The sequence below is a fragment of the Shewanella sp. KT0246 genome, assembly GCF_019654955.1.
GTDB lineage: Bacteria > Pseudomonadota > Gammaproteobacteria > Enterobacterales > Shewanellaceae > Shewanella > Shewanella goraebulensis.
The window spans coordinates 49,504-64,667 of record NZ_BPEV01000021.1; the positions used below are offsets into that span (position 1 = coordinate 49,504).

13 protein-coding genes are annotated in these 15,164 nt (G+C 38.7%); 7 read left to right on the plus strand and 6 right to left on the minus strand.

The annotated features are described in order from the left end of the window. Positions 1–54 precede the first annotated feature (54 nt). Positions 55–888 carry an ABC transporter permease gene (locus K5Q58_RS12095; RefSeq protein ID WP_220754189.1) on the plus strand — a complete coding sequence of 278 codons (834 nt, stop codon included), beginning with the start codon at positions 55–57 and terminating at the stop codon, positions 886–888. Next, entirely contained in the window at positions 885–1,787 is a 903-nt protein-coding gene (locus K5Q58_RS12100) for an ABC transporter ATP-binding protein (protein ID WP_220754190.1), read from the plus strand. Before K5Q58_RS12095 ends, K5Q58_RS12100 begins: the two co-directional genes overlap by 4 nt. A gap of 550 nt (positions 1,788–2,337) precedes the next feature. On the opposite strand, the gene K5Q58_RS12105 is transcribed toward K5Q58_RS12100, so the two are convergent. The 4 genes from K5Q58_RS12105 to K5Q58_RS12120 form a co-directional block, all read right to left on the minus strand. Beyond that, entirely contained in the window at positions 2,338–2,544 is a 207-nt protein-coding gene (locus K5Q58_RS12105) for a cold-shock protein (RefSeq protein ID WP_012155714.1), read from the minus strand. Between the two features lie 278 nt (positions 2,545–2,822). After that, entirely contained in the window at positions 2,823–3,713 is an 891-nt protein-coding gene (gene rlmA, locus K5Q58_RS12110) for a 23S rRNA (guanine(745)-N(1))-methyltransferase (RefSeq protein WP_220754191.1), read from the minus strand. Between the two features lie 98 nt (positions 3,714–3,811). Continuing rightward, on the minus strand, positions 3,812–4,699 hold the full coding sequence (locus tag K5Q58_RS12115; protein ID WP_220754192.1) for a hypothetical protein: 888 nt from the start codon (positions 4,697–4,699) through the stop codon (positions 3,812–3,814). Between the two features lie 238 nt (positions 4,700–4,937). Next, complete coding sequence (locus K5Q58_RS12120; RefSeq protein WP_259651330.1) at positions 4,938–6,530, minus strand: DUF1566 domain-containing protein; 1,593 nt, start codon at positions 6,528–6,530, stop codon at positions 4,938–4,940. Positions 6,531–7,162: 632 nt separating this feature from the next. On the opposite strand from K5Q58_RS12120, the gene sbcB reads away from it, so the two are divergent. From sbcB to K5Q58_RS12140, 4 genes are all read left to right on the plus strand, one after another. Beyond that, positions 7,163–8,575, plus strand: a complete 1,413-nt coding sequence (gene sbcB, locus K5Q58_RS12125; RefSeq protein ID WP_220754193.1) for an exodeoxyribonuclease I — start codon at positions 7,163–7,165, stop codon at positions 8,573–8,575. 55 nt (positions 8,576–8,630) lie between these two features. Next, positions 8,631–9,521, plus strand: a complete 891-nt coding sequence (cdd, locus tag K5Q58_RS12130; protein ID WP_220754194.1) for a cytidine deaminase — start codon at positions 8,631–8,633, stop codon at positions 9,519–9,521. Between the two features lie 183 nt (positions 9,522–9,704). Beyond that, complete coding sequence (locus K5Q58_RS12135) at positions 9,705–10,328, plus strand: LysE family translocator (protein WP_220754195.1); 624 nt, start codon at positions 9,705–9,707, stop codon at positions 10,326–10,328. 26 nt (positions 10,329–10,354) lie between these two features. Then, positions 10,355–10,645 (plus strand): putative quinol monooxygenase, encoded by a 291-nt coding sequence (locus tag K5Q58_RS12140; RefSeq protein WP_220754196.1) that lies wholly within the window; start codon positions 10,355–10,357, stop codon positions 10,643–10,645. Between the two features lie 44 nt (positions 10,646–10,689). Here the strand turns inward: K5Q58_RS12140 and K5Q58_RS12145 are convergent, their stop codons facing one another. Further along, on the minus strand, positions 10,690–11,778 hold the full coding sequence (locus K5Q58_RS12145) for a GGDEF domain-containing protein (RefSeq protein ID WP_220754197.1): 1,089 nt from the start codon (positions 11,776–11,778) through the stop codon (positions 10,690–10,692). 202 nt (positions 11,779–11,980) lie between these two features. Next, on the minus strand, positions 11,981–13,153 hold the full coding sequence (locus K5Q58_RS12150) for a GNAT family N-acetyltransferase (RefSeq protein ID WP_220754198.1): 1,173 nt from the start codon (positions 13,151–13,153) through the stop codon (positions 11,981–11,983). A gap of 89 nt (positions 13,154–13,242) precedes the next feature. Here K5Q58_RS12150 and ggt point away from each other — a divergent pair, with 89 nt between their 5' ends. Further along, positions 13,243–14,997, plus strand: coding sequence for a gamma-glutamyltransferase (gene ggt, locus K5Q58_RS12155; protein WP_220754199.1), 1,755 nt, complete (start codon positions 13,243–13,245; stop codon positions 14,995–14,997). Positions 14,998–15,164 lie beyond the last annotated feature (167 nt).

The following is a 15,164-nucleotide window of genomic DNA, read 5'->3' on the forward strand; positions in this document are numbered from 1 at the left end:
CTATCAAGTATGATGGCGGACACATCATCGTTTTCTCAAGGATATTTTTTATTTATGGACTCATCTCCTCGCTCTTCCTCACTTCGTCAGACTTGGCTGATTGCCAGTTACGAACTGAGTAAGCGATTTACCAATACTAAAGGGATTGCGGCGTTAATCGCATTCTCGCTCCTTTGGGCAATTATCTTGCTATATCCAGTGCAAAGTGCATCGGTATACATGCTAGAACCAGGATTTAAAGAGTTGGTCCAAGGCATATATGGGCCAGATGCGTTAAGCCAGCTTTTTAGCTGGAAAGTCGCCGAGTTTGCTGTCTTTTGGTGTATTGCACTTTATGTGTTCCCCATGTTTAGCATCTTTATTACCGCCGACCAATTTAGTTCAGATAAACACCGTGGTTCATTCAGGTTTCTGACATTAAGAGTCAGTCGCGATAGTATTTTCTTTGGCCGCTTCTTAGGTCAGATGCTGATTCAATCTTGTTTACTATTACTGACAATTATCGCCACGATCCTAATGGTACTGAGTCGAGATGCCAGCTTATTTGCTGATGCACTATTAAGTGGCTTTTCTGTGTTCATTAATGTGTTTATCGCATTACTGCCTTATACCGCGGTAATGGCAGTATTATCTTGGTATGCCAACAGTGCTAGACAAGCGAGTATTTATGCAGTCATTCTGTGGGCAGTTAGTGGTATTTTAATTATGCTCATTAATAGCCAAATACCCGCAATGTCATTTTTAAGCTGGGTGCTGCCTGGTTCGCAATTATCTCTGATGATAAATACCCAAGGCTTAGGCTCGTTGATGTACGCTCCCATTCCTTTGATTCAAACGCTCGCAGTATTAATTGCAGGTCGTATTTACATGCAACGGAGTGCACTATGAAGCTAATTACTTGTGAAGGCGTATCGAAGCAATACGGCGCCAAAGCTGCGTTATCTAATATTAATTTATCTTTAGATACTGGTGCACCTATTGCTCTTGTGGGACCTAACGGTGCAGGTAAAACAACCCTATTTAGTTTGTTGTGTGGTTATATTCATCCAAGTGCCGGTGACATTACCATTTTGGGTGAACAGCCTGGCAGTCAAAAACTACAAAATTTAGTATCAGCTTTACCTCAAGATGCAGCGCTCGATCCAAACTTTACCATAGTGTCGCAACTGACCTTTTTTGGAAAGTTGCAAGGCATGACGGGCAAACAAGCAAAACAAGAGGCTTTAAGAGTTTTAGATTTAGTCGATCTGACCTCGTCAGCTTTAATGCTTCCCAAAAGCTTAAGCCATGGTATGAGCAAGCGTGTTTCTATTGCTCAGGCGTTGATGGGCTCACCTAAATTAGTATTGCTGGATGAGCCTACAGCAGGCCTCGACCCAGCTAACGCCAAAAAGATCCGTCAAATCGTAAAGAATTTATCCGCTACCACTACTTTTGTCATTAGCTCACATAACTTAGAAGAGTTAGAAAAACTTTGTGATCAGGTGTTATATCTTGAGCAAGGCCAGCTGCAACAATCCGTTTCAATGAAAGCTGATGCTGAAACAGCCTTCTTAACCCTCACTATGCAGCAATCTGATATTCAATTACTCAGTGATAAAGTGAAAAGCATGCCGAAAATCATCAATGTTAAAATTAATAATGACGAACAAATCATTATTGAACATCACATTGATCATAGTTTTAATCTGGAATCGTCACTGCTTGCGTTATTTAGCGAACAAGGCTGGCAATATAAAGCCATTATGAAAGGCAGAAGTTTAGAAGAAACCTTATTCTCCAACTAAATGTTGCTCGCTATCTAGTATTCAGCGATAGATGGTTTCGACATAAAAGTTAGAGAATGTTTAAAGGCCCAGTATTATTACTGGGCTTTTTATTGGAATTTTCTATTGAATAAACGTGATACTAAGCAAGCTAAGCCTATAGCAAGCTAACAAATAAATAGTGGTCAATGACTCTCAACTAATGCCGCCTCCGCCCTTTAATTGAAAAACCTTAAGCCAACTCTATATAGTTTTAACTTTAGCTGATTTTATAGAGAGCCTTAGCCAGATAGTGCCTATTTCTATAACCACCGCACATAACTAACACATATAACTAACGCTTATAAGCATGGCATATAACCCGTTTCAGCGTCGTATAGTAGGAAACACCGCAGTATAGGCTTTATTAAGGGGGTACTTTGAATTTATGGAGCGTTATTGGACGACAGAACAGCTGCAGGAGTTGGTAGAGGTTTTACTAAAGTATTTATCGAAACTTTTTTAAAGGCAAAAAAAAACTGTAGTCAAAGACTACAGTTTTATTTAATTATCTAGCCGAAGCTAGGAATAATTAAACTACAGTTACGTTCTCAGCTTGAGGTCCTTTCTGACCTTGAGTAACAGTGAACTGAACTTTTTGACCTTCGTCAAGAGTTTTGAAACCGTCTGAGTTGATAGCACGGAAGTGAACGAATACGTCTGGACCAGACTCTTGCTCGATAAATCCGAAACCTTTGTCAGAGTTGAACCACTTAACAACACCAGTAACTTGAGACATGATATAAATCCTGTATATAAAAAATAAAGCCTTAACGGCGGTAGAGCTGAAAATGCCGGTTTTACTTATGTTCACAGGACGAAACTGGTCGTATTGAAACACATAAACTAAGCCCAACCTTCAAGCCCGATAGATTATGAACCTTTCTACGGGGATGTCAACTAACATCAACATTTTAATTCAATTAGTTATTACCACGCTTAAAATTCGCGAATGAGATAACAACTAAAAACTAAATATCAGATTCAAAAAGTAAAATAGCAAATTTAGATGACAAATCAATTACGTTGATGAATTTCAATACTAAAGTCTAATTCGCAGCTAAGTCCTTGATCTGCAATTTGGGCTTTTTGCTCTTGAGTTAGTTTCCATGCATACGGTGTCATATTTAAAAAGTTTTCAATATCAATAGGGTCTGATAACTCTAATGGGTACTGTAATCTTTCTTGATGCAAACAATTAAAGCCCTCAAGCTCAGCTTTTGGCTCATCATGGGGTTTAGGTTCACTGTAGATGATTTTTTTCATGGCAAAATGATGCATTGGACCAGGCGAAACCGTAATTAAAATGCCGCCTTTTTTAATCACTCTTTGCAATTCTTCAAGTTTAGAAGGCGCATAAATACGCATGGACAAGTCGAACAAACCATCGGCAAATGGCATTTCATATGCACTCGCAACACAAAAATCTAAATCAGAATATCGTTTAGATGCGTATTTAATCGCTGATTTAGAAATATCTAATCCTTGCAAGTGACATCCAATACCCTGTCCAGAGCGTTCATCGGCACTTGTATCAACGGTAACATCACCCTTTGCCGTAGCGTTATCCATAATTGCTTTGAATAAACGATGACTGTAATAGCCCTCACCGCAGCCAATATCTAATATTTTTTGCTGTGTAGTTTTAGCCTCTGAATAACTGAATTGAATCGCGAGTTCGTTGACTCTATCACTGAGCTTTTGATAATAACCTTTATTTAAAAACTCCCGTCTCGCAAACATCATGGTTTTATTATCACCAGGATCTTTTGAGTTTTTCTTTTGAACCGGTAGCAAATTGACATAGCCTTCTTTTGCACAATCAAACTGATGACGATTCTCACACTGCCAAGACTTAGCATTATTAAGTGACAAAGAAGTACGGCATATAGGACAAATATATTGCATCAAATAACTCTATATATAATAAAAGGCATGGTTGAACTCTAATTAAAGAGTTGCTTAAAACGAATTGGCAAGGATTTTACGCAATGAACGGGGAAATGTCAGGTTTCTTCAGTCAACTTATCTACCATTAGGCTCACATCCGCTGGCGCTAATAAAGTAAAGCACTCTAATTTACGCTGCAAATCTTCAACATCTTTCGATAGCTCATTGGCTGCTGTAGCGTAATTGGTTCGCTGTTGAGACTGACTATAAGTTCTCAGTAGCCACTGTTGTTTGTGGTTGAGTAAATTATCGAGTTTCAGCAGTTGAGCAGCAATGACCGCATGAACTTTATGATGCGTTTGTGATAAATACAAATTGATATCCGCCCTTACCTGTTCAATCTCGCTAATATTTAATGCTAACGTGGCAGGTGGCTCTTCATAATCAAAGTTTCTGGCAAGGATCGCTTTGGCCATCATAAGCTCTTTTGGCTCTTGGTTCAGGCGCAAGTCTTGTTCAAGGTTCACCGATTCACATACTGAATGCTGGTAACTGACGCTAACCAAGTTTTGCGATAAGTTTTTAACATCAAATGATAAACCAACACCTTTTCTTAATGACTGAGCAGAAATCCTTGGTGCAATGCCTATTTTGGCGTATAGACGAAACCCTTGGCCTAAGGCTCGGTTAAACGTGAAATTTATAGCCTGAGGACTTGATTCAGTGTCAGATTCAATTTCAGCTTCATCAATAACTGCAGGGTCAATGGCAGCAGGAAAGTTAAGGCGCTCATCTAACACTTCAACTTTAAAAAATGGTTGGCAGGTTAAAATAAAACTCGCAGATTGGGCGCAATGAGACTCGCAGATGATAATTTCTGCTAATGGCTGGCTTAATGCAGGTAATAAAATAAAATCACTCACGTCTTCTGCAAGTGCAATCAATAAGGTTTGCCCCTGATTGATTTGATACTTAACTGGTTGACTAAATAAATGATTGTACATTTTTGAACTCCTGAATACCTTTCTAGATTGTAACCAGCAAATTTAATTACGTCATCTTATTAACTGCATTACATTAGATTTACTGCATATTTATTAAACCAAAATACAACATCGAGATAATCAATCTTTATATATATCTTCAGTCCGGTGAGTTCTCATTTGCTTGTATAATGACCAAATAGACTTCGATAGGCCGAGCAAATAAAAACAATGTTCTCTGTTGAATTTACGAATTAAATTATTCAGTATCTCGCACACATCTCACTTTATTATTGAGACGTAATATATCGCCTTGAGGGCCTTTGTAATAAAACTCCCCTTCGCTACCTGTCGCTGATTGTGCTCCGGGTTCTGTTATCACATCGACTTTATCGTTACTACGCTGAGAACCTGCGCCATGTACATCTAAAATGGTACTTTGCATATAGCCTAAAGCTCGACCAAATGACACATACACAGCATTACTTCCATCGCCACTGTTAGACACATGTGTCGTTGAGCTCCAGTAATAACCCCAATCTTTTACACCAGCTTCATTAGTAAACGAACTGCTATCAAATACGGCATCAATTGCTGCACTACTATGGGTATCTGGTGAGATAGAATAATCCACTAGGCTTTGAAGTTCTTTTGCATTAGGTAAACGCCAATCACTAAAAGACGCTGTTGTCGCGGTTTCACATTGGGATACTGCATCATCCCAATTGCTTGAATCACTATCACTTGTTTGCCACATTAATTCCGTGGCAAGGTCGCTTACAGTATCTGAAGTTAGAACTTCAAAATCATTTAGTCCGTAGTCTTCGTTTCCTGCAACACATCGAACATAAAATGGTTTGGTATCGCTTGGGTAACCTTTAATTCGTCCATCAACATAGTTAACGCCGAACATGGTTGCATCGCCATTCATTGTGGTACTTTGATATAAGGTGGTTGATGCATATTGACCATCAATGATGCGATCAACACCTGAATCCAAATCTCCAAAAGCCCAATCAAAGACTTGATCAATAAAAGGCACTAAGGTTGAAGTGTCAGTCCCTTGATAATCACTTGCGTCTTTGCCGCTAAATAAAATAAGTGAATATGCTTCTTTAACACTAGGTAAACGCCAATCACTTCGCCCCGCTAATGTCAGGTTGTCACAGTGCTCGACAGCATCTGGCTGAAACAATTTATCATCGTAATTTAATAAACCATCCTCGTTGATATCTGAACTTTGTTGCCAGATTAATCCGGTGACATTATCTGTCACTATTAAGCCATCATTACTCAATGTGTAATCAGGTTGATGACCATTGTAATCAGCATCATAACCTTTGCCATCGCACTTATTTTCGTCACCCGAGGATGAGCTATAACAAATGCTTTGATGAGTATCGACAATAGAGTATAGAGTCTCTGTCACAGTGCTTGATTGACTACTGACAATAATACTGTCGGCAACGCTATTGTCAGAACCATCATTCACGATTAACGAAATAACATAATCACCATCAATGCTCGCTGTAAAAGAAGCCATCACATTTTGCGCATCTGTTAGGGTGACAGAATCATCTGGCGCAGAATCGATTGTCCATTGGTAGCTGAGCGTATCTCCGTCAATATCAGAACTTAAATGACCGTCGAGCTGCACAAGCGAACCGGTAATAACCATTTGATCAGAACCCGCATCAGCTACAGGTATATTATTACTTGGGGTGACTGTATCATTTGGGTCATTATCAGATGAGTCATCTGAACCACCGCACCCCGCCATCAAACATGCTGAAATCAGTACTGCTGTAATAGCCAATGAATGTTCTGACTTCAATTTTCCATATATTGCCATTAGGGTGTTTACCTCTTCGGGGTTGAAATACTTGTACCTATTGTAAATAACTAATATATAAAGAATCACAGAGTTATTTGACCAATATACTAAGTTAATCAAGTGTGACTATTAGTTTTACAAAACCTTACACCAGCGCCTTTTTCTGCGATAAATCTGCGTTTTCATAGAATTAAATAGATGCAAATAGAGATATAGAGATAATTAACAATATTGATTTGCCATTTAAATGAAAATTTACTCTTTTTGTGGCCAGCAAATAGTGCCTGAACGAAATGATATCTAGGTTGCAGTATGAGCTGATATGTTAGGTAAAGTTAAACGATAAATTGAACGTTTTATGGGCTTCAGTAATCAGTAGGCAATATTGATGACAACGAGATTTAATTCATATCTATCTCGTTGTAAAAAAGTCACATCATGTTGTTTGTTTGAGCGCTTAACCCTATAGAACCTCGATATGGCTCTACAAAAGGTTTATCATATTTTAATCAGTGCTTTTTAAGTTTACTATCAGTTAAACTCAATTTTATATACGCACTTAAACCCATTCAATACGCAAGATAGTGTTTAAGATTGAATGCCTGTTAATGACTCAAACCTTAATAAGTAACGGATAACCCAAAGCAGTTATGAATAAAAATAACCAACCAACACTCTTCTGGCACGATTATGAGACCTTTGGTGTTAGCCCAGCAAAAGACCGACCGTCTCAGTTTGCAGGCATTCGAACTGATTTAGATCTTAATATCATCGGTGAACCTGAAAACTTTTATTGCAAGCAATCAACAGACTACTTGCCTGCCCCGGAAGCCATTTTAGTGACTGGTATAACGCCACAGCTTGCTAACCAAAAAGGGATGGCTGAGACTGAGTTTATGGGGCGTATTAACGCAATATTTACTCAACCTAATACCTGTGTCGTTGGTTATAACTCATTAAGATTTGATGATGAAGTAAGTCGTTATGGTTTTTATCGTAACTTTATCGATCCTTATGCTCGTGAATGGCAAAACGGTAATAGCCGTTGGGATATCATTGACTTAGTAAGAGCTTGTTATGCATTCAGACCAGAAGGCATCAATTGGCCGTTAAAAGAAGATGGCTCGCCTAGCTTTAAGCTAGAGCACCTTACACAGGCAAACGGCTTAAGTCATGAGCAAGCCCATGATGCCATGAGTGATGTCTACGCCACCATTGCAATTGCCAAACTCATTAAAGAGAAGCAACCCAAGTTATACGAATACTATTTTGAGCTTCGTAATAAGAAAAAGGTCGCCGAGCAAATTCAAGGCGATTTCATGCAACCGCTTGTACACGTTAGCTCAAAAATCAGCGCGGCTAATGGCTGTGTGACTTTAATTGCTCCCGCAGCTCCGCATCCAACTAATAAAAACGCCATGATATGCGTTAATCTTGCAATGGATTTAACTCCACTTGTCGAGTTATCAGCAGAAGAAATTTCCCAGCGTATGTATACGCCACGAAGTGAATTAGCACCAGATGAGTTGCCTATAGCGCTTAAACAAATTCATTTGAATAAATGCCCTTTTATTGGCACGCCAAAACTATTAACTGAACAAGTCGCTGAGCGCCATCAATTTGATATGGAATTTGCTCGTAGCCAATATAAGTTTTTCAAACAACACCCTGAATTAAGAGAAAAACTACAAGCAGTATTCGAAATCAATGATCATCCTGTAACCACAGATCCTGACTTAATGCTTTATAGCGGCGGTTTCTTTAGCCATGCCGATAAAAGCAAAATGGAAATGATCCGTAATACCAAGCCCGAGAATCTTGCTGCACTTCAGCTTAATTTTGAAGATGAGCGTTTGGATACGATGTTTTTCCGCTATCGCGCCCGTAATTACCCTGAAACCCTTAATCATGATGAGTCATTAATCTGGCGAGAATTTTGCCAACAACGCTTATCTGATGCTGATTATGTGATTAATCTCGAAAACTTATTGGAAGAAACCAGCGAGAATGAACACAAGCAGAAGTTATTAAAAGCGCTTTGTCTTTACTTACAATCACTATAAGCGATTAATCAAATAGCTTATTTTGCACATATTGTTAAATTAAAAGGAATTGGTCATGCAAAATCGTTTCATTGATAGCATCACCCAACTACCTAAACCGGTAGCTACAGCCTTAATCCCATTACTCAATGAGGATTTTTGCGGTCATATTGATGCTAGTCAACTTGCTGAGCTTGTTAAAGTAAGTGAAATGACCGAAGAAGATTTACTATTAAGTTTGTTACCTATTGCTGCAGCATTAGCAAAACCCAGTATCAGTGAGTTTTACGTTGGCGCTATCGCAAAAGGCGAAAGCGGTGACATCTACATGGGAGCTAACTTCGAACTCTCTTCAGAAGCGTTATTTCACACCGTTCATGCCGAACAAAGCGCTATCAGTCATGCTTGGCTTAATGGCGAGCAGAAAATTGTTGATATCGTCGTCAATTTTAGCCCTTGTGGCCATTGCCGCCAGTTCATCAATGAATTAGTCAGCGGTATCGATATTAAAATCCACTTACCTGGTCAGCAACCGAAAATGTTGGCACATTACTTACCTTACGCTTTTGGCCCTAAGGATTTACAAGTCACTAAACCACTATTGTCTAAAAGCAATATTGAGTTCAGTTTAAACTCTGATGATCCAATGATCATTGAAGCCGTTGATCAAGCAGGTTTAAGTTACGCACCTTATACCAAAAACTTTGCCGCAGTCGTGATTGAAACGAAAGACGGTAAAACCTATTGTGGCCGCTATGCAGAAAATGCCGCATTTAACCCTTCAATGATGCCAATGCAAATGGCCTTATCTAACTTAATCCGCCATAACCGAGATTACAGTGACATTAATCGCGCCGTACTAATTGAATCATCAGCGGGTAAAATTAGCCTTGTTAATGCAACCATGGATACTCTGCAAGCGGTTGCCGCAATTGAGCTTGAACACATTGTGGTAGAGCCAAGCTAGAAACTGCCCCAAATGACTAATATGATGCTTTGGCTCACTCCAAAGCGTCATATGCTTTCCTCCTGTTGTTTATAACTATTTATATCTAGACTATTTATATCTAAACTGTGCAGCTAAAAATTATATTGCACAAATACATTAAATCCTTAAACTCAAGCTTTTCTCATTTAAGAATTCCATTTCATGCCAGATTTCGCAGTACTTGCAGTGTTCATTCCAACATTTTTTTTCGTTTCTATCACCCCAGGTATGTGCATGACATTAGCCATGACACTTGGCATGAGTATCGGCGTTAAACGCACACTTTGGATGATGGTCGGCGAACTGATTGGTGTTGCTTTAGTGGCAATTGCCGCAGTAATGGGTGTTGCTAGTGTGATGCTTAACTACCCTGATGTGTTTGCTGTATTAAAATGGATTGGCGGTGCATACCTTGCCTATATTGGCATAAACATGTGGCGTTCAAAGGGTAAAATGGCCATTATTGAAGGACAACAAACAGATAATTCCATCAGTAATTATGCGCTAATTTCACAAGGGTTTGTCACCGCAATTGCCAACCCAAAAGGTTGGGCATTTATGATCTCATTACTGCCACCCTTCATCAGTGTCGATAAAGCCGTAGCACCACAATTGTTTTGGTTGCTTTCAATTATCATGGTGACAGAAAGCGTATCAATGCTGGCTTACGCAAGCGGTGGGAAAAGCCTAAGAATGTTCTTATCTCGGGGTGACAACATCAAGTTAATGAATCGCATTGCTGGAAGCTTAATGATTGGCGTCGGTTTTTGGTTGGCACTGGGATGATGTAAAAATTTCACTAAAAGGAAGTTATGCCTAAGATTCTGTTATCGGGTTATATCCAGTTCCCTCAAAACACAAGCGATGAAGATTTAGCATGCATACGTGCTGAATTGGCAATACATTCTCAGCTAACCTTAAATGAAGTGGGTTGTATTAGATTTAAGGTCGCCCAAAATATCATTGACCCTTTGAGATTTGATATGGAAGAAACATTTATTGATAAAGCTGCATTTGAAAGTCATCAGCAAAGGGTTAAGCATTCTAATTGGTGTAAAGTTAGCCAATCAGCATCGCGGCATTATTCCACCAGCGAAATTTAAACCATTAAAATAACGCTAACCCATTAAAACCTTACAACCAAAACTTATGCCGCTTGTTCACAATAAGGTTTCACACAATTTCTGCCGTTTTCTTTAGCAACATATAGTGCTTTATCCGCTCGTATCAGTAAATCTTTTAACTCGGTAGCACATTGCGTTTTATCAGCTAAACCAAAGCTTGCTGTACATGTTAATTGGTGTGCCTCTGAAAGCGAAATCTTACAATCTTCAATATGTTTCCTCATTCGCTCTGCCACCTTTTGTGCATCAGCTAAAGATGTATTGGGCATAGCCACGACAAACTCTTCCCCACCTATTCGAGCACATAAGTCATGTTCACGACATAAAGCTTTAATGGTACTTGTCACTTCAATAAGGCATTTATCACCCACGAGGTGACCGTATTGATCATTTATTTTTTTGAAAAAATCTAAATCTAACAACATTAAAGTGAATGGCAATTTGTTATCTACCGCATTTTCAAATAATACTTTACCTTCCTCAAAAAAATAATGTCTATTAGCTAACCGAGTTAACGAATCCGTCGTAGCTTGTAATATCAACTGCTGCTCATTTTTATCAATTTGTTTGGCAAATATGTACAGTACAAAAATGACTTCTAGCATAGTTACAAACACAACAGACTGATAAAGCATGTGATTCATTTGTTCCGTCAGTACAATCAATGGTTCAGTATTGAAAGTATTTTCACAATAAAAAAATAGTACTAATGCGATTAAACTCAGTGATACCTGCTCTACTCTTTCTCGTAACTCAAATAATAAAAACACACCTGTTGGCACAAGGAAAAAATAAAGGTGAAAACCACTAGCGTTGGTGACATACACATTAGTGCAAATTAATAGATGAACCATCAAAACACTAAAAAACCATATTTTAGCCAACTTAGGATGATGAGTTGCACTGAAAGCAATAGTGAAAAGATACGCGACGGTGAAAATTAAATTAATAAAACCTACAGTATGGTTTTCAAGAAAAAAAATGTAATTGATAGAGTAAAGCAGTGAAATAACCACGGTGATTAAACCGATTATATTCATTGTTCGAGTGCGATTTGCGGAAGAAAACGATTGTCTGCTGGTACCCAGATTTATAATATTTTTTAAGTTCATATGGGATAACGACTAAGTTAAAGACTTGTAAACATTAGCACGTTTTTGAAGTTATTCTAAGGCACACGGTAAATTAGGTGAGCCTTGTTTAATTTGATGGAAGTAAATCAATTAACTGTCATAACTTAAATCACACTTCATTCGTTAATGAACAAATTACATCCCCCTTAGATTTAGCGCGATTTTAATAAGTTATGGTTTATCACAATTTATAAGGCAACTTTTCAGATAACTGCTGCATGTATTGCTTAATGTGAAGCTGCTCTTGCTGGCAGTAATCGTAAATCGCCTTTCTAAACTCAGGATGAACGACTTCATGATTTGAGTACGTTGCAATGGGTTCAAACCCTCTAGCAACTTTGTGTTCCCCTTGCGCACCAGCATCAAACGTAGCTAACCCATGTTGTATTGCATATTCAATACCTTGGTAATAACAAGTTTCAAAGTGCAAGCCGTCTACTTCTTGTAAACATCCCCAATAGCGTCCATAAAGATGCGTTGAAGAGACAAAATACAAGGCCGATGCAATCAGGTTTCCTTGTATATTGGTGACTAATAACAAACGCACTTGCCTTCCCATTGTTGAGGCTATTTGAGTAAAAAATTCAGCATTTAAATAGCCAGTATGGCCTGATCGTTTTAGGTAAGTTTGTTGGTAACAATGGATAAAACCTTGCCATTGTTCTGGTGTTGCCTTATGACCATCAATAAATTTGTAGTTAAATTCAGCTACGGCTTTTCGTTCTTTTTTAATACTTTTGCGTTTTCTAGACACTAATTGATTTAAAAAGTCATCAAAGTTTAAGTAATGCTTATTTTGCCAATGGAACTGTGTTCCTATTCTTGCAATAGAACAATGGCTTAAGTGATTAAAATCTCTTTGAGGTAAAAATAAACAATGCCATGACGAAAATTGCTTCTCATTAATTGTTTGATTTAAATAATGGCAGATTTTATTAATGATCAATTCACGCACTACTTTGGATATACCTGCCGCTATACCAATACGTTGACCAGACACAGGAGTAAACGGAATGGCTGCCACTAACTTAGGATAATACTCCAAGCCATTTCTTTCATAGGCTTCAGCCCAAGACCAGTCAAAGACATACTCCCCCCAAGAATGAGATTTCTCATAACAAGGTAAAATAGCGATCACTTCTTTTGCAGATGTCACGACTAAATGCTGAGGACGCCAACCTGCTTCACTGCATACACTCAAACTTTGCTCTAATGCCAACAAATACTCAAACTGCGTAAATGGATTATCGTCACTAAAAACACGCTGCCAATTAGGCTGCCCAATTGAGGCAACTGAATCATAAAAACTCAGTTCAATATCATCAAGCCTATCTTCAACTAAAAACTCTGACATATTTCCTCAAAAAACAGCATTAGATATTGTGCATTAGATCATACTTATGGCACATTGCAAAACATGATTACAATTACAAAGGACTGAAAATGGGTATCTTTTCTCAGTTGAAACCTATCGTCATTTCAACTTCAATTGCACTAGCGATTGGTTTTTCATCAATTTCTACCTATTCAGTACAGGCTGCTAATGAGCAGTCAATTTATAGCAGAGCAGCAACAGCGCAACCAATTTGGGCTGAACATGGCATGGTTTCAAGCCAAGAGTCTTTAGCAACCCGCATTGGAGTAGATGTTCTTAAAAAAGGCGGTAATGCCATTGATGCCGCTGTCGCAGTTGGTTTTGCACTATCTGTAACGCTACCCCGTGCGGGCAATTTAGGCGGTGGTGGTTTTATGATGGTTCACTTAGCTGAAAACAATAAAACTATTGCCATAGATTATCGCGAAACCGCACCGTCAAAGGCACATAAAGATATTTTTTTAGACGAAAAAGGCAATGCAAATCCAAAGCTAAGCCGCGAGCATGGGTTAGCCGTGGGCGTACCTGGAACTGTAATGGGATTTGAGCTGGCTTTGGCCAAATATGGCACCATGAGTTTAAATGAAGTGATTCAACCTTCAATTGCACTCGCAAAAAATGGTATCAGAGTAAACTCTGATTTAGCGGCTTCTTTAGATGGTTTAAAAAGACGAATTTCTCAATGGCCTAGCTCTGCTGAAATCTTTTACAAAAAAAATGGTGATAGCTTCTCGGTAAACGACACATTAGTACAAACCGATTTAGCTCAATCTTTGTCATTAATCGCTAAACAAGGCAGTAAAGGGTTTTACCAAGGTGAAACGGCTGAAAAAATTGTCGCCACAATCGAGCAAGCTGGCGGCATAATGACATTAGATGATCTTAAAAACTATCAGGTAGTTGAGCGAGAACCTGTTAGAGGACAATATCGAGGCTATGAAGTTGTTTCTATGCCACCTCCTTCATCTGGTGGCATCCATATTATTGAAATGCTCAATGTATTAGAAAATTATCCTATACAAAAACTTGGCCATAATACTGCTCAAACATTACATTTGATGGTTGAAACGATGAAGCATGCTTATGCTGATAGAAGTGAATATCTTGGCGATCCAGATTTCACTCCAGTACCAATTGATGAATTAACCAGCCAGAAATACGCAGATAGTATCGCTAAAAAGATTGCCTATAACAAAGCAACCCCAAGTTCAGAAATTAAAGCGGGAGATATCGGCCCATATGAGAGTAATCAAACCACGCATTACTCAGTCGTCGATCAATGGGGCAACGCAGTATCAAATACTTATACTCTTAACTTTAGTTATGGTTCTGGTTTAGTTGCTGCTGGAACTGGAATATTACTCAATAATGAGATGGACGACTTCTCCGCAAAACCAGGTAGCCCGAATGGCTATGGCCTTATTGGCGGTGAAGCCAACTCGGTGCAAGGCAACAAGCGGCCTTTGAGTTCAATGAGTCCCACTATTATAATGAAAGATGGAAAGCCTTTTATTGTAACTGGCAGCCCAGGTGGATCACGAATTATCACCACCACTTTGCAAGTCATTATGAATGTAGTGGACCACCATTTAAATATTGCAGAGGCAACTGCAGCACCACGGATTCACCACCAGTGGTTGCCGGACTATATTGGAGTTGAAACCAGCTTAAATAATGACACTGTGACTCTATTAGAGGCTAAAGGCCACAAAGTGAAAACCAGTAGTGCGATGGGCAGTACCCAGTCTATTGTCGTAACCGAAAATGGTATTTATGGTGCGTCCGACCCCAGACGAGCAGGTTCAGAGTCATTAGGCCATTAATTAATCTATTTTAGATTTCCATCTTAAGTAATTAATAATTAGACCATTCTTATTTACCACCTAAATAAGAATGGTTATTAACTACATTAATACCCTTCCTAAAGTCCGTCTTCTCTTAATTATTTCAAAAATATTCGTCCCAACTATTAAGAATATAAAAATTTTGC